The sequence below is a fragment of the Arcanobacterium phocae genome (genome assembly GCF_900105865.1).
GTDB classification, from domain to species: domain Bacteria; phylum Actinomycetota; class Actinomycetes; order Actinomycetales; family Actinomycetaceae; genus Arcanobacterium; species Arcanobacterium phocae.
The window spans coordinates 1,975,968-1,998,242 of the sequence record NZ_LT629804.1; the positions used below are offsets into that span (position 1 = coordinate 1,975,968).

The window sequence follows — 22,275 nt, forward strand, 5'->3', positions numbered from 1 at the left end:
TTTCTCTGGGATCTGTTTGTCACATTTGCTTTCGTTCAGCGACCCACATGTAGGTAATGTATGGAATTTCGACGACATGGTCTTCGTGATAGCCCAATTTTTCATACAGATACCATCGCACATTTGCCTGCATTTTCTCTTGGTTTTGCGGTGTAGACGTAATCCACGACGACCGAGTGGTTCCGAGCTGACACACCTGTGCCGGCGTCAAATAATCTTGCCAAAACGTAACGCTAAGAGTGGGTTTACTAAAATGTTCGCCAACGACGGGACCTTTTGTTGGCTTATGAATATCCCCCGAACGCATAATACGGCTCAACCGTTTAACCCACGGAATTGAAACATCCATCTGATTAAAGAGCAGAACGAGCTGTCCCCCAGGGCACAGAATTCGGGCCGCTTCGTCACTTGCCGCATCCGGATCGACCCAATGCCAACTTTGCGCATAAAAAACCACATCGCATGAGGACGCAGGAAGACGGGTGTCTTCCCCGGAAGTATCTAGTACCCGCCGTGTCGAATCTGGAAGTATTTCGATGAGTTGCGATCGCATATCAGCGCTAGGCTCGATTGCGATAACATCAGTGTCGCTGCCAGACAGATCAACAAGTTGTGACGTGAGTTTTCCCGTACCGGCACCGATATCGACGACGCAGCTGGGCGCATCGCCGTCGAAAAAACGTGAAAGCAGCGTTGTTGGATAGCCTGGACGTACATCACGATAAGTCAGCGCGGTAGCACCAGCACGGGAATATGGATTAAGCGGAATTGTCATGAAACTATTGTGTCTGAAAACAAGAAATAATGGAAAACTTGATCAACCTAACTGTCTGCGCAGGTTTCGTGTTGTACCGCTCGCGTAATATGTAAGTAGGAGAGCCGGGAAGTCTGGTCGGCGCGCAACATGTCCCTTCAAAGAAAAGAACTGCTATGAGCCCTCATTCATCATCCAAACGCACAGTGCTCTCCTACGGAAGTTACGATGAGCATCGGCGTATTGGTAAAATACTACGAAAAGAAACTACCGGCGGAATTGCACTGATGATAGCCGCACTCATCGCTATCATTTGGGCCAACTCTCCGTGGGCATCGTATTATCTTCAGTTGCGTGACACGGAAATTGGTATCGATGCATTGCATTTACATCTAAGTGTCGGACATTGGGCGGCAGACGGACTTCTCGCTCTATTTTTCTTTTTAGTCGGTCTGGAGCTAAAACAAGAATTCGTTATTGGTGATCTACGCTCCCCTGCTCGCGCCGTCGTGCCAATCGTAGCGGCAATTGGCGGCGTCATTGTTCCGGCAACAATTTTCGCCATTCTCAATTGGACTGATCCAACGACTTTTCAAGGATGGGCTATCCCCACAGCTACAGACATCGCATTCGCAGTTGCTGTACTCGCAATCATAGGATCCCATTTACCAAGCCCACTCAGATTATTTTTATTGACACTAGCCGTCGTTGACGACTTAATCGCGATAACAATCATCGCTGTTTTTTACACGACTGAGGTGAATGTTTCATACCTCGCTTTGTTCCTCATCCCAGCAGCAATTTTTGGCTTCCTCGTTCAACGATTCCATGTGTTCTGGGTCAAGCACCGTTGGGCATCATGGCTAATCTTGTTTCCGATAGCGCTGTGCGCCTGGTATTTCTTGCACGAGGCTGGCATTCACGCCACGATTGCTGGCGTCATTCTTGGTTTCCTAGTACCTGTGTCATTAGACTCTCAGCGTGCACAGCAGGCACTGACTACGTACCGTCCCAGTGTACAAGGACATGGTGACCATGAACCAGGCTTAACTTCTATGTTCGAGCACGGAATCCGGCCGCTATCGTCAGCAGTAGCTGTTCCACTGTTTGCATTTTTTTCGGCAGGGGTCACAGTAGGCGGGTGGGACGGCCTGCTAGAATCCGTTTCCTCACCAGTGGCGTTGGGCATCATCATCGGATTAGTGTTCGGTAAGCCACTTGGAATTGTATTATCGACATTCATCTTGACCAAGGTGACCCGAGCTAGTCTCGATGACGCGATTACCTGGGTAGACACAATTGGTGTTGGATTCTTAGCAGGCATAGGGTTCACAGTATCGTTACTGATCGGCGAATTGTCGTATGGCTTAGGCGATACCAATAACGACTCAGCGAAAGTCGGAATTTTATTGGCGTCGGTATTCGCAGCATTGCTCGCGATTGCTATTTTGACTCCGCGGAACACGCATTATCGGCAAGTTGAGAACAAAGAGACAGCTGACGAGGATCATAACGGTATACCAGACGTGTTCGATTCCGGAAGGATATAAAGTCCGAGCTCGGTATAGTTTTGGGGAGCACGATGTCAGATCGTGCTCCCCAAAACTATAACAAGAAGATCATCGATAGTGAAGTGACCCCGAATATCCAGCGTCTCCGCGAATACTTAAGTAGATGATCCGGAATAGCCATACCCAAGAGATGGCGAGCAAAATATGTCCAATACCGGAGATGCCGGAAAACGCGGGGCTCCATGCATCGCAACCAGCAGTTATCTCTACAATTCCACGAACGCTCAGAGCCGCCACAGTCCATGTCAGCCCGATGTTGTACAACCAAAACCAGCCGGAAAACTGTTTACGCTCAGAAAGTTCAAAATGCTTATCTAGCGCGAGAAGAACCAGGAAAAATATCGTTCCGAGGACGAGAGTGTGAGTATGAATGGTACTCAAGCTGGTAGGGCCATCGAACGAGTAAGCTCGAGTGAACTCGCGATAGAAAACACCCGATGCTAAACCAATAACCAGGTACGTCACTGAAGCGATAAAAAGTTTGCGCATGAACAAAGTATAGCCAACCAGGAACGCTTTTGCGACACTCAAAATACTGCCTGTCGCACACACTTAGGGTATACTGTCAGAGACTCTTTCAAGCGGTATTTCGAGTAGTATTCGACGGTGAATAGATGTGCTAGTAGTTGGTGAAGATTAGTTGTAGTTATCGATGAGCGAACACGCAAACAAAAAAGCGGGAGGGGCCTGGTCGTGGTGACCGGGTCCCTCCCGCTTTTTCAGATGTGTGACGGCGGTGTCCTACTCTCCCACACTCCCTCGAGTGCAGTACCATCGGCGTTAGCAGGCTTAGCTACCGGGTTCGGTATGGGTACCGGGCGTTTCCCTGCCACTATGACCACCGTCAAAATGGTTGACGTAACACACATGCTTTATGTGTGGGAGTCAAGAATCGTATAGTAGACGCGAACACGCTTGTAACACAAGAAATGTTTCATGTTTTTAAATAAGTGGTTGGCCATTAGTACCAGTCAGCTCCAACAATTACTTGTTGTCCACGTCTGGCCTATCAACCCCATGGTCTATAGGGGGCCTTCAAAACATTAATGTTTATGGAAACCTTATCTCAAAGCAGGCTTCCCGCTTAGATGCTTTCAGCGGTTATCCTTTCCGAACGTAGCTAACCAGCCATGCTCCTGGCGGAACAACTGGCACACCAGAGGTTCGTCCGTCCCGGTCCTCTCGTACTAGGGACAGCCCTTTTCAAGTTTCCTACGCGCGCAGCGGATAGGGACCGAACTGTCTCACGACGTTCTGAACCCAGCTCGCGTGCCGCTTTAATGGGCGAACAGCCCAACCCTTGGGACCTACTCCAGCCCCAGGATGCGACGAGCCGACATCGAGGTGCCAAACCATGCCGTCGATATGAACTCTTGGGCAGGATCAGCCTGTTATCCCCGGGGTACCTTTTATCCGTTGAGCGACGGCGCTTCCACAAGCCACCGCCGGATCACTAGTTCCTACTTTCGTACCTGCTCGACCTGTCGGTCTCACAGTCAAGCTCCCTTGTACACTTACACTCAACACCTGATTGCCAACCAGGCTGAGGGAACCTTTGAGCGCCTCCGTTACCATTTAGGAGGCAACCGCCCCAGTTAAACTACCCACCAGGCACTGTCCCTGAACCAGATCATGGTCCAAGGTTAGACATCCAGCACGACCAGAGTGGTATTTCAACAATGACTCCACAACCACTGGCGTGGCTGTCTCATAGTCTCCCACCTATCCTACACAAGCCGTACCGAACACCAATACCAAGCTATAGTAAAGGTCCCGGGGTCTTTCCGTCCTGCTGCGCGTAACGAGCATCTTTACTCGTAATGCAATTTCACCGAGTTCGCGGTTGAGACAGTGGAGAAGTCGTTACGCCATTCGTGCAGGTCGGAACTTACCCGACAAGGAATTTCGCTACCTTAGGATGGTTATAGTTACCACCGCCGTTTACTGGGGCTTAAATTCACAGCGTCAAACACACAAAAGTGTTTTAACCGTTCCTCTTAACCTTCCAGCACCGGGCAGGCGTCAGTCCGTATACATCCACTTACGTGTTCGCACGGACCTGTGTTTTTGATAAACAGTCGCTTCTCCCTGGTTTCTGCGGCCTTTCACCCTAGCCAGTACAGGCTTCAGGATCCAGGCCCCCCTTCTTCCGAAGTTACGGGGGCATTTTGCCGAGTTCCTTAACCACGATTCACTCGCTCGCCTTAGTATTCTCTACTCGACTACCTGTGTCGGTTTAGGGTACGGGCGGCCAAAGACCTAACGTCGAGGCTTTTCTCGACAGCACAGGATCACTCTACTTCCCCACAATAGTGGGTCATCATCCAGCCTCACCCTCACGCCCCCCGGATTTACCTAGGGAACGGGCTGCACTGTTAAACGTGGCAAGCCATTAGCCACGCGGAGCTACCACTCTGCGTCACCCCTGTTAACACGCTTGTCTACTCTACGATCAGGTCCCACGCTCCCCACACACCCCAACCCGAAGGAAGAAGATGATGGTTTGGATGGTTAGTATCCCATATTTCAACACTTGACGGTCTTTGCCCGGTACCAGAATATCAACTGGTTGCCCATCGACTACGCCTGTCGGCCTCGCCTTAGGACCCGACTAACCCAGGGCGGACGAACCTGGCCCTGGAACCCTTAGTCATTCGGCGGACGGGATTCCCACCCGTCATTCGCTACTCATGCCTGCATTCTCACTCGTACGAAATCCACAACCAGTCACCTGTGCTGCTTCACCTCACGCACGACGCTCCCCTACCCAACAAAACAAAAATATTTCATTGCCGCGGTTTCGGCGGTGTACTTAGCCCCGCTACATTGTCGGCGCAGAATCACTTGACCAGTGAGCTATTACGCACTCTTTCAAGGGTGGCTGCTTCTAAGCCAACCTCCTGGTTGTCACAGCAACTCCACATCCTTTCCCACTTAGCACACGCTTAGGGGCCTTAACCGGCGGTCTGGGCTGTTTCCCTCTCGACTACGAAGCTTATCCCCCGCAGTCTCACTGCCGTGCTCTCACTTACCGGCATTCGGAGTTTGGCTGACGTCAGTACCCCGATAAGGGCCATCGGCCATCCAGTCGCTCTACCTCCGGTAAGAAACACACGACGCTGCACCTAAATGCATTTCGGGGAGAACCAGCTATCACGGAGTTTGATTGGCCTTTCACCCCTACCCACAGGTCATCCCCTCCATTTTCAACTGAAGTGGGTTCGGTCCTCCACACGCTCTTACACGTGCTTCAACCTGCCCATGGGTAGATCACCCCGCTTCGGGTCTAGAACATGCAACTAAACAACGCTTTTTAAAACTCGCTTTCGCTACGGCTACCCCACACGGGTTAACCTCGCTACATGCCACTAACTCGCAGGCTCATTCTTCAAAAGGCACGCCATCACCCCTACCAAGGAGGCTCTGACGGATTGTAAGCGTCCGGTTTCAGGTACTATTTCACTCCCCTCCCGGGGTACTTTTCACCATTCCCTCACGGTACTCATACACTATCGGTCACACGAAGTATTTAGGCTTACACAGTGGTCTGTGCAGATTCACACGAAATTTCACGAGTCCCGTGCTACTCGGGCACCATGCAAAGCAGACTAGCATGTTCCAACTACCGGACTCTCACCGTCTACGGTCCAGCTTCCCAACTGATTCGTCTACACACCAGCATTTATCACTACTCGACCCCTCATCGGCAAGGTCAAAACACGGCCCCACAACACCACACACGCAACGCCCGACAGCTATCACACGCACATGGTTTAGCCTCTTCCGCTTTCGCTCGCCACTACTAACAGAATATCTTTTCCTGCGGGTACTGAGATGTTTCACTTCCCCGCGTTACCCCCAAACACCCTATACATTCAGATGCTGGTAACCAGAAACAACTCTGGCCAGGTTTCCCCATTCGGACACCCCCGGATCACAGCTCGTTTGCCAACTCCCCGAGGCTTATCGCAGGCTACAACGTCCTTCATCGGCTCCGTATGCCAAGGCATCCACCGAACGCTCTTGAACACTTACAAAAAACCAAAGATGCTCGCGTCCACTATACAATTCTCAACCACCACACCAACACCACAACAAACCAACAACCCAAACAGTCATCAGCCCATCACAGGCAGCACAAGGAGTATTACCCCACACCCCAACAGCATGCCAACTTCTCATCTCAACCATTTTCCACTAAAAACCACCACAACCAACACCCCAAAACAGGGACACCAGCCACACCCACAAAAAACAAAACATTAAACACGGGCATGTAGGTAGCTCCTTAGAAAGGAGGTGATCCAGCCGCACCTTCCGGTACGGCTACCTTGTTACGACTTCGTCCCAATCGCCAATCCCACCTTCGACCGCTCCCCCCAAAAAGGTTAGGCCACGGGCTTCGGGTGTTACCAACTTTCGTGACGTGACGGGCGGTGTGTACAAGGCCCGGGAACGTATTCACCGCAGCGTTGCTGATCTGCGATTACTAGCGACTCCGACTTCATGGGGTCGAGTTGCAGACCCCAATCCGAACTGAGACTGGCTTTAAGGGATTCGCTCACCCTCACAGGCTCGCAACCCTCTGTACCAGCCATTGTAGCATGCGTGAAGCCCAAGACATAAGGGGCATGATGATTTGACGTCATCCCCACCTTCCTCCGAGTTAACCCCGGCAGTCTCTCGTGAGTCCCCACCATAACGTGCTGGCAACACAAGACAAGGGTTGCGCTCGTTGCGGGACTTAACCCAACATCTCACGACACGAGCTGACGACAACCATGCACCACCTGTACACCACCCCGAAGGCCACACTATCTCTAGCATGTCGCAGTGTATGTCAAGCCTTGGTAAGGTTCTTCGCGTTGCATCGAATTAATCCGCATGCTCCGCCGCTTGTGCGGGCCCCCGTCAATTCCTTTGAGTTTTAGCCTTGCGGCCGTACTCCCCAGGCGGGGCACTTAATGCGTTAGCTACGGTACAGAACCCATGGAAATAGGCCCCACACCTAGTGCCCAACGTTTACGGCATGGACTACCAGGGTATCTAATCCTGTTCGCTCCCCATGCTTTCGCTCCTCAGCGTCAGTAACGGCCCAGTAACCTGCCTTCGCCATCGGTGTTCCTCCTGATATCTGCGCATTCCACCGCTACACCAGGAATTCCAGTTACCCCTACCGCACTCTAGTCTGCCCGTACCCACTGCAGCCCCGGAGTTAAGCCCCGGTCTTTCACAGCAGACGCGACAAACCGCCTACGAGCTCTTTACGCCCAATAATTCCGGACAACGCTCGCGCCCTACGTATTACCGCGGCTGCTGGCACGTAGTTAGCCGGCGCTTATTCAACACCTACCCTCAACTTTCGCCTTGTTCAGTGCTAAAAGGAGTTTACAACCCGAAAGCCTTCATCCCCCACGCGGCGTCGCTGCATCAGACTTTCGTCCATTGTGCAATATTCCCCACTGCTGCCTCCCGTAGGAGTCTGGGCCGTATCTCAGTCCCAATGTGGCCGGTCACCCTCTCAGGCCGGCTACCCGTCGACGCCTTGGTAGGCCATCACCCCACCAACAAGCTGATAGGCCGTGAGCCCATCCCCCACCAGAAAAACCTTTCCAACCCCCACCATGCGGCAGAAGCAGAATATCCAGTATTAGACCCCGTTTCCAAGGCTTATCCCAAAGAAGGGGGCAGGTTACTCACGTATTACTCACCCGTTCGCCACTAATCCACCCCAGCAAGCTAGGGCTTCATCGTTCGACTTGCATGTGTTAAGCACGCCGCCAGCGTTCGTCCTGAGCCAGGATCAAACTCTCCAAACAAAAACCAAACACCCCACAAAAAGGGCATCCAATCAATACACGTTCGAAAAGCCCGAAAAACAGACTCTAAAAACAGACAAACCAAAACTAGCTCATCCAAAATAAAAACAACAACAAACAACAAACCAGCCCAAAAGACCAGCCCACCATCTGCCATCAAAATAAATATGATCAAAATAAAAAGCTGACACACTATTGAGATATCAAACAACACACCCACACCCAACAACCACCCAGAAAAACCAGGCAACCATCAAGAAGGCAACCACCAGAACCACAACCGCGCTCCCGGCGACAGATAAAAACTATACGCACCCACAACCCAAACAGCAAACCAAAATGGAGTAACCCCCATCACATTTCTACTTTTTGCCTTACTGCTCGAAAAAAGTCGGCGGGGCACATGTGCCCCGCCGACCTACAGTCACCAATTACAACAATCTTTTACATTTCTTCACGCGTTAAAGAGTGCTTGTACTCTTCCCGAATTGCACGTGCAACACGTTGCGCAGCAGTTGGATGGAAAACGCCTGGAATGATGAAGTTTGCATTCAGTTGCTCTGGCTCTACAGAATCAGCAATTGCTTGCGCAGCAAGCACCAGCATGCGATCCGTAACCTCAGTAGCTTTTACGTCTAGCATTCCTCGGAAAATTCCTGGGAACGCCAGGACATTGTTGATCTGGTTCGGATAGTCGGAACGCCCGGTGGCCACGATAGCAGCATGCTCGGCAGCCTCGATTGGATTGATTTCCGGAATCGGATTAGCCAACGCGAATACAATCGGTTCCTTAGCCATTCCAGCAATATCCTTACTCGTTAGCAAGTTACCTGCCGAGACACCAATGAATACGTCAGCACCTTCCAAGACGTCGTGAATAGACCCCTGTTGACCGCGTGGGTTGGTGTTCTGCGCAATCCAATTACGGTCAGTGCCGGCTTCCTCACGGAACGGTCCCAACGCGCCGTTACGGCCAACACCGATGATGTCACGTGCGCCCTGCTTCATGAGAAGACGAATAATCGCATTACCTGCAGCTCCAACACCAGAAACAACAATACGAATATCTTCAATCTTCTTACCAACAACTTTCAGTGCGTTAATCAAAGCTGCAAGCACAACAACTGCAGTGCCGTGCTGGTCATCATGGAAAACCGGGATGTCCAATTCAGCACGCAAACGCCGTTCAATCTCAAAGCAGCGTGGCGCCGAAATATCTTCCAGATTAATGCCTGCGAAACCAGGGGAAATTGCCTTGACGATGCTAATAATTTCCTCAGTATCAGTGGTATCCAGACAGATTGGCCACGCATCGACATCACCAAACTTCTTGAATAACGCAGCCTTGCCTTCCATAACCGGCATCGCAGCCTTCGGACCTACATCTCCCAGCCCCAAAACCGCAGTACCATCAGAGACCACTGCCACCGTATTGCGTTTAACTGTCAACTTGCGTGCAAGTTCTGGATCCTTGGCAATCATCGTCGAAATCCGCGCTACCCCAGGGGTGTAGACACGCGCCAAATCCTGGCGAGTGTTTAACGGTCGTTTCAACGCAATTTCAATTTTTCCGCCCAGATGTGCTTGCACAGTAGAATCATGGATTCCGTGGACGTGCACACCTTCTAGTGCCTCAAGCTTTGCAGCAATCTGTTCGGCATGCTCAATATCATCGACTTTAGCGGTGATATCGGTTACCAGATTGACATCGTCAGATTCGACCATATCCACACCGGTCACAATTGCGCCGTAGTCTGCGAATTCCTTAACTAAAGTAGCGGTTGCCCGCGGATCAAAAGGAATTCCGATACGCACGGTTACATTGTAGCTAGGTAGTGTTTTCGACATAAGTTCTCCTTGTTTAAGCTACACACAGTAATGCGCAGGACCGCGAAAAAATTCCGGAATCCTGCGCGCTACTGGTTAGAGCTGAACACGCTCCATAATAAGTTCACGCACGCGGGCGGCATCCGCCTTGCCGTGAGTTGCCTTCATAACAGCGCCGACGATCGCACCCGCCGCCTGCACCTTACCGCTGCGGATCTTCTCCACAACATCCGGGTTTGCCGCCAGCGCTTCATCAACAGCTGCCGTGAGCGCGCCGTCGTCGCTAACAATTTCCAAACCACGTGCGGCAACAACCTCAGCCGGCGAACCTTCGCCTGCTAAAACACCTGCCAACGCCTGACGGGCCAACTTATCTGTCAGCTTGCCAGACTCAACCAAGCCATCAAGCTCAGCAACCTGTTCGCTAGATACCGGCACATTCGCCAACTCAAGCTCATTATCTTTCGCGTAGCGGGCAAGTTCGCCCATCCACCATTTACGCGCACCAGCCGATGTTGCACCAGCTTTAACCGAATCTTCGATCAAAACCAACGCACCTGCATTAACGATGTCGCGCATTTCCTTCGCTGAAACACCCCACTCACCAAGCAGACGACGGCGTTTCTGCTCCGGTAGTTCTGGCAAGGTAGCACGCAATTCTTCGATCCATTCGCGAGCCGGCGCCAGCGGCACCAAATCTGGCTCCGGGAAATACCGGTAGTCGTCCGCATCGGACTTAGGCCTCCCCGGCAACGTTGTCCCGTCGAGCTCCTGGAAATGACGGGTTTCTTGAAGGACCTTGTCACCATGAGACAAGATTGCTCCTTGCCGGCACATTTCAAACTCTACGGCGGCAGCAATCGAGCGGAACGAATTAACATTCTTTGTTTCGGTACGCGTACCCAATGGGGAATCCGGGGTCTTGCGCAACGAGACGTTGATATCAGCACGAACATTGCCGCGTTCCATTCGGGCTTCCGAAACCCCGATCGCACGAGCAATATCACGGATAGTCTGCACATACTTGGCCGCTACCTCTGGAGCCCGATCGCCGCATCCTTCAATCGGACGGGTAACGATCTCAACGAGTGGAACGCCCGCACGGTTGTAATCAACCAACGAATGATCTGCGCCGTGGATTCTCCCTTCGCCACCGATATGGGTGTTCTTACCGGCGTCCTCTTCGACGTGTGCACGCTCAATGTTGACACGGAAAACTTCGCCGTCGTCAAGCTCGATATCGAGGTAGCCGTCATAAGCGAGTGGCTCATCAGATTGCGAGGTCTGGAAGTTCTTTGCCAAATCAGGGTAGAAATAGTTCTTACGCGCGAACCGGCACGATTCTGCGATCGAACAGTTAAGTGCCAGGCCTAATTTGATCGCGTATTCGATAGCTTTCTTGTTTACCACCGGAAGTGATCCTGGCAGGCCTAGGGACACCGGGGTAATCAACGTGTTCGGATCGCCACCAAACGCGTTTGGAGCGCCATCGAACATTTTAGTTTTCGTTGATAGTTCGACGTGAACTTCGATACCCAAAACCGGATCAAAATTAGCGACGACGTCTGCATATTCCATCAGTTCAGTCATTGTTCAGTCCTCCCACATATCCATAGCCGGATGCGAGGCCGCCGGATCGGCAACCTTCTCCACCATCGCTGCTACCTTGTACATGCGTGCATCCTCAAATGTTGGTGCCATAATTTGGACACCAACTGGTAATCCTTCAGACAAACCAACCGGCACTGTCATTGCTGGAGCACCCGCCAAGTTTGCTGGAATGGTTGTCATATCGTTCTTATACATAGCCAACGGGTCGTCAAGCTTTTCACCAAACTTGAACGCGACAGTTGGTGTTGCCGGCGTCAGCAAAACATCGACCTGCTGGTATGCGGCTGCCAAATCACGTTGTACCAGCGTACGAACACGTTGCGCCGAGCCATAATACGCATCGTAAGTACCAGCTGACAATGCATAGGTTCCCAGAATGATACGGCGCTTAACTTCAGTACCGAACCCGGCTTCACGTGTTGCTGACATCATCGTTTCAGCAGTAACTGGACCTTCTTTAGGCAAAACCCGGTTGCCGAACCGAACGCCGTCGTAACGCGCCAAATTTGATGACATTTCAGCTGGCATGATCAAATAGTACGCTGCCATCGCGTAATCGAATGATGGACACGAAACCTCAACAAACTGCGCACCGGCTGCTTTGAGCTTCGCGACAAGGTCGTGGAAAGTATCGAGAACGCCAGGAGCGAAACCTTCTCCGTCTAGTTCCTTGACAATACCGAAAGTTACCCCGGAAAGATCACCCAGTTCTCCGCCTTCGTCCACAGCAGCAACAAGGTTGGAAAAATCGTTGGATAACGACGTCGAATCGAACGGGTCGTGCTTGCTGATGATTTCCTGCAGTGCTGCTGCATCTCGAACATCACGAGCAACCGGACCAACTTGGTCCAAAGACGACGCCATGGCAATGATTCCGTAGCGCGAAACTGCACCGTATGTTGGCTTGGCACCAACCGTACCGGTCATAGCGCCTGGCTGACGAATAGAACCACCTGTGTCGGACCCCAACGCCCACGGAGCCAAATAACCCGAGACAGCCGCTGCCGAGCCGCCACCGGAACCACCTGGGATCAGATCATGACCCCACGGATTTTGCGTTGGCCCGAAAGCCGAATGCTCTGTGGACGAGCCCATTGCAAACTCGTCCATATTAGTGTGACCCAAAATTGGTAGTCGTGCCTCTTTAAGCAACCGCACAACAGTAGCATCGTATGGCGGCAACCAGCCCTCGAGCATCTTCGAAGCCGCGGTTGTTGGCACGCCGTGCTGGCACATGTTGTCTTTTAATGCCACCGGGACCCCCGCAAAGAACGGCAATTCCTTGCCGGCTGCACGGTCCGCATCGACTGCTTGTGCTTCAGCAAGCGCGCCTTCGCGATCCACCGCCAAATACACATTCATTTTTGGATTCAATGCCGCAATACGATCGAGGAACGTCGTCGTCAATTCAACGGACGTAATCTCGCCGGCACGCAACAACTCTGCAAGTTCCCAAGCAGATTTTTTATGCATATCTGTTACCACGGTTTACTCCTCACCCAAGATTGCTGGAACACCAAACTTGCCATCTTCAGCATGCGGTGCCATGGCCAAAACTTCGTCCCGGTCCAAGCCTGGAACAACCTCATCGTCACGCCACACGTTTGTGAGCGGAATAGGATGGGACGTGGCTGGAATATCAGGGCTAACGACTTCTTTTAGTCGCGAAACAGACTCGTTGATAACTTCGAGTTCAGCCGCAAATTGCTCTAATTCTTGTTCACTTAGCGAAATACGCGCGAGGTCTGCCAACCGGGCAACCTCTTCTTTTGAAAATGTCGACATACCTCAATGGTATCTTCCCCACCCATTTGTGGCGAAACGTATCGTAAACTAATGGCATGTCTTTTTGGAAGAATCGTCCTGCGTCATCAGCAAAGCGAGTAGTGAAATTTACGTTACTCGCCGGTTTGAGCGCACAAATCGCAGCATTGGGCGCAATTATCGCTGTTGATGCGCAACGGAAACGTCGAAATCCACAAACAGGTGAGTTTCCTCATCTACCGCCGCGCACCGCCCGCGTGTCAGATTCCGAAGTGACAGTTTACACATTTGGAAATCATCTGTATGACGACATGATCGCTGCCATCGAATCGGCAACTGACCGAGTTTATTTCGAAACATACATTATCAAAGCCGACGACGTCGGATACCGCTTCCGCACTGCGCTCATCGACGCTGCCGAACGCGGAGTGGACGTATTCATTATTCTGGACACCCTTGGCAACCTCAACCAAGATCCAAAGTCACGCCGATTTCCAGAACTTCCGAACTTACACGTCATTAGATTCCCATTGTTACGCCCATGGATGTTCACTACCCGTTCTAAAGATTCGGGTTTTGACCACCGCAAAATACTCGTTATTGATGGCAAAATCGGATTTGTTGGCGGATACAATATCGGCCGGTTGTACGCCGACCACTGGCGTGACACCCACATTCGGGTATGCGGCCCGCGAACCTGGGAACTTGAAAATGCTTTTATCGATATGTGGAATGTTTACCGTTCGCATTCCCAACCAGCACTACCAGATGATGTAGTTCGCAGCTGGGTCTCAACTTTTACGGTTTCCCAGAATGTTCCGGCCTATCGCTCGTACCCAATCCGGGCAATGTATCTAGATACGATCAATCGCGCCTCGAAAAATGTTTGGATCACGATGGGATACTTCATCCCTGACTATGCGATCAAGGAATCACTAATCAATGCTGCTAAGCGCGGGGTGGATGTGCGGATTTTGATTCCGCAGTATTCTAATCACATTATTTCAGACTGGGTAGGACGCCCGCATTACTCAGAATTGCTTGCCGGCGGATGCCGTATTTTCTTATACAAAGACGCGATGGTACACGCCAAAACGATGACCGTCGACGGAATTTGGACAACCGTTGGTACCGCGAATTTTGATCGCCTATCAATGGCCGGCAATTACGAGGCTAACGCGGAAATCTTCGATCCGGGCGTTGCTGAGATTATGGAAGAAACGTTCCGACTTGATCTCACGAATTGCATCGAGCTAACTCGTGAATCATGGGATTCTCGCACCACACTAGCGTGGTTAGCTGAGAAACTCATGAAACCCTTGGCGCCGTTCGTTTAGACTCCAGCGTTAGTTTGTTGCCGGCATAACTCCAGTGGCGAGAAGTTCTTCGAACTGTTCTTCAGTCAGGATTGGAATCCCGAGTTCTTCGGCTTTAGCAGCTTTAGATCCAGCATTATCGCCGACGACGACGACGTCAGTTTTCTTCGATACCGATCCAGTTGCTTTACCACCGGCCGCGTTAATTGCTTCCTTTACACCATCGCGCGTGAAATTCGTCAGCGATCCGGTGGCAACGATTGTGAGGCCAGAAAGAGTTTGGGCAACCGCAGTGTGCTGTTCTTGTCGCACAAAATCAACACCAGCGTCCTGCCATCGGTCAACAATATTCAGATGCCACGGTTCCTCAAACCAGTTGAGGAATGACGAACCGATGATGTCTCCTACCCCATCGACGTCGGATAACTGGGCAAGGCTTGCTTGCCGCATGAGTGCTAGCGAATCGAATTCCTCCGCGAGCGCTTGGGATGCGACTGGGCCAACGTGCCGAATATTGAGAGCCACAATCTTGCGCCATAGGTCTTTGGTTTTCGCGGCTTCGAGTTGCTCAAGAATCATCAAAAGATTCTTGCCGGGTGCGGAAGGCTTACTGATCACTCGTTCGGTTCCCCGTCCGCTCCATTGAGGCTTAGTCCAAGCCGCACGCACATATTTCCAATCCCCAGTTGGTTCACCGGCGCGTTTGACTGGTTGCCAAACCCACACGTCTTTTACCTGCTCAGCGGTAAGATGGAACAAGTCCGCCTCAGTGTGCAAAACTGGGCGTTGCGCATGTGGAATACCAAGCTGGTCTAGCAGAGGTTCGGGAATGATATCTCGATGATCCACGATGGCACCATGGGAATCAACAATGCCGAAGTCGGCTAGTTTTTGGTTAGACAGTCGGATCGTATGCTGATGTCCCTGATCATCTTCAACCATGACGGCGCGCCCAGTGGCTAATGCCATTAATGCATCGGCACGGTTCTTGTCCGGGTTACACAACCAGGTTGCTGATTCTTCACCGAGACCTTCAATATCGAGTGCGCCGCGTGAACCGATATGGGCGACCCGTTGAGTCAATTGAGCTGGGCAGGACCGCTGGTTGGTACACCGCATGTCGACGTCGCCTTCAGTTATCGCGGCGATTGGTGCGCCGCAATCTGGGCACGTCGTTGGCATCACGAAATCAACTTCGGTGCCGTCCCGTTCACTTTCAATCGGGCCCACAACTTCTGGAATAATATCGCCAGCTTTGCGGACGACGACGACGTCACCAATCTTCACACCTTTACGGGCGACTTCCGACGGGTTATGCAATGTTGCTTGAGATACGGTAGAGCCGTCTACAAATACTGGGGTCATGACTGCATATGGGGTGACTCGCCCGGTGCGTCCTACTTGGACGCGAATGTCAAGTAACCGTGTTTGTACCTCGGTTGGCGGGAACTTGTAGGCTACGGCCCAGCGCGGAACGCGCGTGGTATATCCCAGCTGTTCTTGTATTGATCGATCGTCGATTTTGATCACTACGCCATCGAATTCAAAAGCTAACGAATCTCTCGCGTGCTGGTAAAAATCCAAGAATGCGTTAATTTCTTCAAGGGTGGACAACGTCTGAGTAACCTCAGAGACTGGCAGACCCCATTCTTTGAATGCCCGGTAGACGCCTTCTTGTCGGGAGAATGCGTCGGCCAACTCGTCACTAGCCCCTTGAATTTCTCCAATGCCATGAGCGATGAAGTCGAGCGAGCGCAAGGCAAGCGAGGAACTATCTTCTTGGCGCATCGTTCCTGATGCCGCGTTGCGCGGATTTACGAACTTCTTAATGTGTGCCTCGCGACGCTTCGTCGGAATTTCTGGTGTCCATTCTGATTGCGACAATTGAGCATTCTCTTGGCGAATACGTCGGTTGCGAGCCGCAATAGTTTTATTCGCCTGCGCGATCCGCTGATTCTTTTCATCAATCTGACCGTTTCGCTCATCGACCAACCGGTTATATTCTTCGAATGCACGAACCGGGAAAAAGACTTCCCGCGTATTTCGATGAGAGCTGGCCAGTTATTGCCCTGCAAGTGATGCGGGATTGTGCTAATGGCACGTACGTTACGGGTAACGTCTTCTCCTGTCACACCATCACCGCGAGTAGCGGCGCGTTCAAGCTCACCGTTTCGATAGGTCAGATTCAACGCCAGCCCATCGATCTTCACCTCAGTAGTGAAGTGCGCCTGAGCAGGCAATTCTTGACTGACGTTAGCAAACCATTCTGCTAATTCTGCACGGGAAAAAAACATCTTGCAAGGAATACATCCGTTGTATGTGAGTAACTGAGGGAAGTCCATTCCGCACCGGTTTGGCACCCACTTTCGTTGACGGCGAATCGGGAGACCATAACTGCGGGAAACGTTCTTCTAACTGACGTAGCTCACGCATCAACATATCGTAGGTAGCGTCTACCATTACTTGACCACCGCTGGAATAGTACACATCTTGAGCATGTAGTAGTTGGGGCGCTAGTACATGCCACCGCTTCTTGGCTTGATCAAAATTCTCCACGTCCACATATCCCATCGTATCGAAAAACACGTATCCTACATTGTATGACCATGGAAGAGTTTAATAGGTCCCCGAGTTTATCTGACACAGCTTTCGCTAGCTTTGTTGGGATAACTGGTTGTATCCCATTGTTAATCTCATATTCATCACTTTCACCTATTCAGATTGTCCAATTATGGCTCCTGAGTGTCAGTGGTGCCGCAATCGTCTCAGTTCGGCGATCCGATGCTAATCCGGCGAATATTATTTTCATTGTCTATTTATTATTTAGATGCCTATTTTACCCCAGTGCTTTGATGGCGTTAGATGTTATCGTACTTATCATGGTCTATTCCGCCAGCGTTCATGCTCGGTTAGCAATAGCAATCATAGTTATTTTATCTGCGTTGGGGGCTCTAGGACTATTATGGGTCCAATATTTGCCCCGCCACACGTGGCAAGACGCGACATTCTTTATTTGTCTTCTTGGCCTTGTAGGAACAACGGCATTGGCAGGTTTAGCCCGTCGTTCACAGCTCGATCAAGCTCTAAAATTTCAAGCAGCCCAAAACCTATTACAGCAAGAAACGATAGAAAATCAGCATGGCGCTGTCGTACGTGAACGTACTCGTATCGCACGGGATTTGCACGATATCGTTGCGCACACGTTAGGGGTAGTGATTGCACAAGCTGATGGCGGTCGTTATGCTGGACGCAAGAATCCAGAGCAAGCTTTGCACGCGCTAGACACAATTGCCGATATGAGTCGTGCTGCCTTAACCGATATTCGGTCGATTGTTGGTGTTTTTACGTGAGCCCAGTGAAGACACCTCAGATTTGTCACCACAACCAGTTACTCATGACATTGATAGTTTGGTCTCTCGCGTTAAAGAGTCTGGATATAACATAGCGTTCATTCAGCTTGGTTCGATACACTCCCTACCAGCAGGAATCGGAAACGTGTTGTATCGTATCTGCCAAGAATCCGTTACTAATGCAATGAAGCATGGTGGCCCTCAAATCTCAATCGTGATTAAATTAGAATGGCATGAGACTGAAGTCACATTATCTGTCATAGATAATGGCCGCGGTGCTTCCGTTCCAAATGATGGAAAAGGTAACGGAATTATTGGCATGACTGAACGTGCAGCCCTCTTTGGTGGCACACTAGATGCGGGGGCACGTCCTGGTGGCGGTTTTATTGTGCGGGCAACAATCCCCTACGATAGAAAGCCCTAAGAAAGGAACCCACGGTGACAGAAAATAAGATTCGTGTTGGCCTCGTTGATGATATGGATCTCATGCGTTCTGGTCTGACGATGGTTATTGATTCGCTAGATGACATGCAAGTCGTACTTTCAGCAAGTGACGGCCAACAAGCCCTCAATCGGTTACAGTCTGTACCTGTGGATGTCATTCTCATGGACGTCAGGATGGAAGGTATGGACGGACTGACAGCGACGCGGCAAATTACTAGTACCAAACTTCCCACTGGAGTCGATCCAAAGATCATCATCTTGACTACGTTCGATGAAGATGACTACATGATGGAAGGAATTCGAGCCGGCGCCTCGGGGTTTCTCCTCAAAGATGCTCCAACTGAACGTATGATTGAGGCTATCCGAACAATATATCGTGGGGATGCAGTTATTGCCCCCTCCACTACTCGCCGGCTCGTTGATAGATTAGCAAGCGAAACATATCGGATACATGCGAGTTGTCCTGCAATCCTTGATGTTTTAACCGATCGGGAACGCGAGGTTTTCCATCTTATTGCTCGTGGACTAACAAATACTGAAATTGCGGAACGTTTATTTGTCGCTGAGGCGACAGTCAAAACTCACGTTACTCGTATTTTTGCCAAGCTAGGAGTTCGAGATCGAGTCCAAAGCCGTTGTAGTAGCATACGAGGCTGGGATCGTTACTCCAGGACAAGGAGATCTCTAACTAACTAATGACTATTGCACAGCTAATCGACGTCTCGGTACATGCTCACATGACGCCACGAGATCGTGAAATAAAAAACGTTTCGATGTCATTCGAAAACGGAAAGTTCTCTGCTATCCTCGGCCCTAACGGATCTTCTAAATCACTGTTGATAGACGTCTTGGGTGGACTGTATCCAGTTTCAACAAGGACAAGTTATTACCTGGTGCATAGATATTACTCAAAGCACCTCGCATGAACTGGCAGATCTTCGCAGTGGTGATGTCGCTTTTGTGTTCAGCCAGCATAAACGTCGTCGACACGCTAACAATTAAAGAAAACATATTACTCGCACACACTATTTTCATCGCTTCCGTACGATAAAGATCTCTACGACGATGTCGTCCATTCTTTTGGTTTACATCGAGAGTTGCAGTCCTATCCGCGAGAAAATAGTGCTGATGTCCTACAGCGCGTCGCCATTGCACGTGCGGTATTGAAGAATACAAAACTGATTTTGGCACAAGAACCAACACGTTTTTTACGGCATGAAGCATCAGAAATTGTGCTTGACAGTCTGCGGAGATGTAACCGGCGAGTACAAGATTTCAATTGTTATGTCAACGCATAATAACTTTGCCGCATCGTATGCTGACCATGTTCATTTGTTTCTCGACGGAGAACCCACTGGAATGGTAGTTAATCCTTCCCTCGAGTCCCTTGCCTTCGCTCAGGAAACTAGCAACCGGCCAGAATAATGCTTAGTTTTGTATTTGAGCACGTTGTTGCATTTTGGCGATTGTATTTACTCCCTATTATGGTCATTCTGTTATCAACAGTGATGATCTTTATTGGACTAGCAGGACAAGAATACATTGAAACAGTCGCAATCTCATTCTGCACGTAGTTCGCTGACTAATGCCGATATCATAGTTTATAACGATGAAATACCAGGTCATGAGTTCTTAACAGATGTTGAACGCCTTCCACAGGTGCGCTCTGCTCATTCACCCACACCATTGTGGGGAACAGTTATGAGCGCCTCTGGAGCAGCACACCTCAACATACTTAACGTCCCACCTAAATCACTACGGAATGAAGATTTCCATGAAGGTACCTACCCCACTGCAACGGACGAAATTGCGTTTACCAGTTGATATTGCAACCAGCCTCGAAGTAACAGTAGGAGACGAAGTTTTACTTACTATTCCTAGTGTGGGGAAAGCATGGGACATTGCGAAAGATGACCGTGCGGGGCTTGTATTTCTTATAGTCCACTCAACGAGAACTTCCAGTCATTGTTTAAATGCAATTGCTGGACTCGATATGCGAGAATTATGGGAAAACATTGATGGCAAACTCCCAATCGACGCAATGGGAGTATATGTTTTCAAAAAATCTGGCGTAACGCTAGAAGACCTTAAAGAATCATTGCTCAGTATCCCGGGAACGATTGTTATTACTCGCGAACAGACATATGAGCAGATACTAGCAGAAACTCAGCTCTACATAACAAACTTGCTTGGTCCAGGACACGGTATTTTGTTCCTACCGGCACTTGGCACCTTACTTACACTGTATTTCACTGGGCGGAAAATATTACGTTCACGAACGGATGATTATCGACTACTTATCACAATGGGGGCGACACAAAGTCATATCTTCTTGTTGGCGAGCCTACAACTAATACTAGTTGGTATTCTCACTGTTGCTGCCGGGATCCTCCTTGGGCATATCAGCGGCAAAGTTCTTCATGTCTTACTACAACTAATTCCTGGGTCTCGATTTCTTTCGCCATATTATCACCCATCACTGTTTACGAGTATCCAGGCGATATTAGTGATGCTAGGTATTTTATGTTTAGCCGCAATTCCCTGCGCATGGCAGATAACTGGCTCGCCTTTGTTTTACGACAATAAATCCAACATCGAAGCCTCGACACTAAAATTTGCCACTCGCCGACTAGCAGGAATCGTCATTATGACGACTCTGCTGGTGTTTTCAGCCGTTGCTAGTCGCCAAGAGACTGATTTTAGCCAGTGGACTTCGTATCTCGCGGCTGGTGCGCTTGTAACAATTGCCTTCTTCTGCGCTCTCGTGTTATTAGGTCAGCAAATAATACATACGGTCTTTCGTCAACAGCTATCGCAATCGCGAACTTCACTTACTCGTTGCGCAATAGTGAAACGTGCAGACATCTCAGATACCTACCGTAATTCTTTTTTCAGCTCTCGCCTGATCGTTTTGGGAGTTGGGATGTTGGTTGTTTTGGTGTCAACGCATGTTTCTTCTTCACACGTATTAGAGCATATCGCGGATAAGATAAATCCATTTGATGTGAGCGTTGTTAGCGACAAAAATTCCGGAACTGGACTAAACGATAGTGTCATCAACTCTGCTATCAAGCAACCAGGAGTAGCATCCCATCTTTCTGTCTATAATGCTGAGATAGATGCCTTAATGCCCGATTCTCCAGAAGATTCAATTAACCTCGAAGTCAGAGGATTTACTCGCTCTGATGCTGAGCACTACTTCAGTGAAGACGGAGGTGAAAACAAAGATATTCCGAGACAAGGGTCCATTCTATGCCTCGAGATGTCATGCTTAACCTAGGAGTTTCAGAAGGAGATTCGTTATCAGTTACCGGCGATACTAACGAGGTACACCATCTAGATATACTTGAAAGTAGTGGCCCGTGGATCGTCATGGAATTATCTGATTTGCAATCGTTGCACTCTGCCACGATGATCAGTGAGTTATGGCTACGGGCAAATGCCACTAAACTGTATGATTTTTCGGCTTTTTTCATCGACTTCCGCACCTCTTTAGTGACAGATAATCTTACCGATGATTTCCGAGTCGATGCGGGTGTTACTCAAGATGTTCTTGCTACCGCTGAACGAGCCAATTGGGCCATTCCGATGTTATCGTTCCTCGTGTCTTATGTATTAATAGCCGCAAATATCTGCTCGGCTATTGCTCACAGCTTTCCAACATGAACAGCAGTATTACGATACCCGTCTTTTATTGAGTCTAGGAGTGTCTTCAACGAGCATTAAACGCAACTACCTGACAGAAAGTCTTGGACTTGTTGTTATTGATACCTCTATCGGTATAGTTCTCGGCATCGTTGTAACGCCGATCATTTGGAC

Annotated in this window: 18 protein-coding genes, 3 rRNA genes and 1 pseudogene; 10 read left to right on the forward strand and 12 right to left on the reverse strand. The window is 50.1% G+C overall.

The features are described from left to right. Positions 1 to 19 precede the first annotated feature (19 nt). Positions 20 to 775 (reverse strand): class I SAM-dependent methyltransferase, encoded by a 756-nt coding sequence (locus BLT51_RS08915; protein WP_091282393.1) that lies wholly within the window; start codon positions 773 to 775, stop codon positions 20 to 22. A 155-nt stretch (positions 776 to 930) separates the two neighbouring features. On the opposite strand from BLT51_RS08915, the gene nhaA reads away from it, so the two are divergent. Beyond that, positions 931 to 2,304 carry a Na+/H+ antiporter NhaA gene (nhaA, locus tag BLT51_RS08920; protein ID WP_091282395.1) on the forward strand — a complete coding sequence of 458 codons (1,374 nt, stop codon included), beginning with the start codon at positions 931 to 933 and terminating at the stop codon, positions 2,302 to 2,304. A 69-nt stretch (positions 2,305 to 2,373) separates the two neighbouring features. On the opposite strand, the gene BLT51_RS08925 is transcribed toward nhaA, so the two are convergent. The 8 genes from BLT51_RS08925 to gatC all read right to left on the reverse strand — a co-directional run bounded on the left by BLT51_RS08925 (position 2,374) and on the right by gatC (position 13,367). Continuing rightward, positions 2,374 to 2,814, reverse strand: coding sequence for a DUF2871 domain-containing protein (locus BLT51_RS08925; protein WP_091282733.1), 441 nt, complete (start codon positions 2,812 to 2,814; stop codon positions 2,374 to 2,376). A 239-nt stretch (positions 2,815 to 3,053) separates the two neighbouring features. Further along, positions 3,054 to 3,171 (reverse strand): 5S ribosomal RNA (gene rrf, locus BLT51_RS08930). A gap of 96 nt (positions 3,172 to 3,267) precedes the next feature. Beyond that, positions 3,268 to 6,362: ribosomal RNA gene (locus BLT51_RS08935) — 23S ribosomal RNA — on the reverse strand. A gap of 255 nt (positions 6,363 to 6,617) precedes the next feature. After that, positions 6,618 to 8,144 (reverse strand): 16S ribosomal RNA (locus BLT51_RS08940). The 16S, 23S and 5S rRNA genes sit together here, the layout of an rRNA operon. Before the next feature lie 444 nt (positions 8,145 to 8,588). Further along, the gene (locus tag BLT51_RS08945) at positions 8,589 to 9,992 is read right to left on the reverse strand and encodes an NAD-dependent malic enzyme (RefSeq protein WP_091278403.1); all 1,404 of its coding nucleotides are present in this window, start codon (positions 9,990 to 9,992) and stop codon (positions 8,589 to 8,591) included. A 75-nt stretch (positions 9,993 to 10,067) separates the two neighbouring features. Next, on the reverse strand, positions 10,068 to 11,561 hold the full coding sequence (gatB, locus tag BLT51_RS08950; RefSeq protein WP_091278405.1) for an Asp-tRNA(Asn)/Glu-tRNA(Gln) amidotransferase subunit GatB: 1,494 nt from the start codon (positions 11,559 to 11,561) through the stop codon (positions 10,068 to 10,070). A 3-nt stretch (positions 11,562 to 11,564) separates the two neighbouring features. Further along, positions 11,565 to 13,055 (reverse strand): Asp-tRNA(Asn)/Glu-tRNA(Gln) amidotransferase subunit GatA, encoded by a 1,491-nt coding sequence (gene gatA / locus BLT51_RS08955; RefSeq protein ID WP_091282411.1) that lies wholly within the window; start codon positions 13,053 to 13,055, stop codon positions 11,565 to 11,567. 15 nt (positions 13,056 to 13,070) lie between these two features. Further along, complete coding sequence (gene gatC, locus BLT51_RS08960; protein ID WP_091278408.1) at positions 13,071 to 13,367, reverse strand: Asp-tRNA(Asn)/Glu-tRNA(Gln) amidotransferase subunit GatC; 297 nt, start codon at positions 13,365 to 13,367, stop codon at positions 13,071 to 13,073. A 56-nt stretch (positions 13,368 to 13,423) separates the two neighbouring features. Between gatC and BLT51_RS08965 the strand changes: the two genes are divergently transcribed. Continuing rightward, positions 13,424 to 14,683 carry a phospholipase D-like domain-containing protein gene (locus tag BLT51_RS08965; protein WP_091278410.1) on the forward strand — a complete coding sequence of 420 codons (1,260 nt, stop codon included), beginning with the start codon at positions 13,424 to 13,426 and terminating at the stop codon, positions 14,681 to 14,683. Between the two features lie 9 nt (positions 14,684 to 14,692). On the opposite strand, the gene BLT51_RS08970 is transcribed toward BLT51_RS08965, so the two are convergent. The 3 genes and pseudogenes from BLT51_RS08970 to BLT51_RS09355 all read right to left on the reverse strand — a co-directional run bounded on the left by BLT51_RS08970 (position 14,693) and on the right by BLT51_RS09355 (position 17,248). Continuing rightward, entirely contained in the window at positions 14,693 to 16,654 is a 1,962-nt protein-coding gene (locus BLT51_RS08970) for an NAD-dependent DNA ligase LigA (RefSeq protein WP_231943949.1), read from the reverse strand. 86 nt (positions 16,655 to 16,740) lie between these two features. Then, positions 16,741 to 17,004, reverse strand: a pseudogene (locus BLT51_RS09350) (hypothetical protein); the annotation flags it as partial. Beyond that, positions 16,916 to 17,248, reverse strand: a complete 333-nt coding sequence (locus BLT51_RS09355; RefSeq protein ID WP_231943950.1) for a hypothetical protein — start codon at positions 17,246 to 17,248, stop codon at positions 16,916 to 16,918. The pseudogene BLT51_RS09350 and the gene BLT51_RS09355, both read right to left, overlap by 89 nt. 14 nt (positions 17,249 to 17,262) lie before the next feature. On the opposite strand from BLT51_RS09355, the gene BLT51_RS08975 reads away from it, so the two are divergent. The 8 genes from BLT51_RS08975 to BLT51_RS09005 all read left to right on the forward strand — a co-directional run bounded on the left by BLT51_RS08975 (position 17,263) and on the right by BLT51_RS09005 (position 22,122). Further along, on the forward strand, positions 17,263 to 18,012 hold the full coding sequence (locus BLT51_RS08975) for a sensor histidine kinase (RefSeq protein WP_091282398.1): 750 nt from the start codon (positions 17,263 to 17,265) through the stop codon (positions 18,010 to 18,012). 22 nt (positions 18,013 to 18,034) lie between these two features. Next, positions 18,035 to 18,436 carry a sensor histidine kinase gene (locus tag BLT51_RS08980; RefSeq protein ID WP_172801350.1) on the forward strand — a complete coding sequence of 134 codons (402 nt, stop codon included), beginning with the start codon at positions 18,035 to 18,037 and terminating at the stop codon, positions 18,434 to 18,436. A gap of 14 nt (positions 18,437 to 18,450) precedes the next feature. After that, positions 18,451 to 19,152 (forward strand): response regulator, encoded by a 702-nt coding sequence (locus tag BLT51_RS08985; RefSeq protein ID WP_231943951.1) that lies wholly within the window; start codon positions 18,451 to 18,453, stop codon positions 19,150 to 19,152. Positions 19,153 to 19,193: 41 nt separating this feature from the next. Beyond that, positions 19,194 to 19,382, forward strand: a complete 189-nt coding sequence (locus tag BLT51_RS09540) for an ATP-binding cassette domain-containing protein (protein ID WP_407922108.1) — start codon at positions 19,194 to 19,196, stop codon at positions 19,380 to 19,382. 289 nt (positions 19,383 to 19,671) lie between these two features. After that, entirely contained in the window at positions 19,672 to 19,881 is a 210-nt protein-coding gene (locus BLT51_RS08995; protein WP_091282405.1) for a hypothetical protein, read from the forward strand. 117 nt (positions 19,882 to 19,998) lie between these two features. Next, positions 19,999 to 20,280, forward strand: coding sequence for a hypothetical protein (locus BLT51_RS09170; RefSeq protein ID WP_157672985.1), 282 nt, complete (start codon positions 19,999 to 20,001; stop codon positions 20,278 to 20,280). Beyond that, entirely contained in the window at positions 20,219 to 21,736 is a 1,518-nt protein-coding gene (locus BLT51_RS09000) for an FtsX-like permease family protein (protein WP_091282407.1), read from the forward strand. The genes BLT51_RS09170 and BLT51_RS09000 overlap by 62 nt, the downstream gene beginning before the upstream one ends. Beyond that, on the forward strand, positions 21,709 to 22,122 hold the full coding sequence (locus BLT51_RS09005) for a hypothetical protein (RefSeq protein WP_157672986.1): 414 nt from the start codon (positions 21,709 to 21,711) through the stop codon (positions 22,120 to 22,122). The genes BLT51_RS09000 and BLT51_RS09005 overlap by 28 nt, the downstream gene beginning before the upstream one ends. Positions 22,123 to 22,275: the final 153 nt, after the last annotated feature.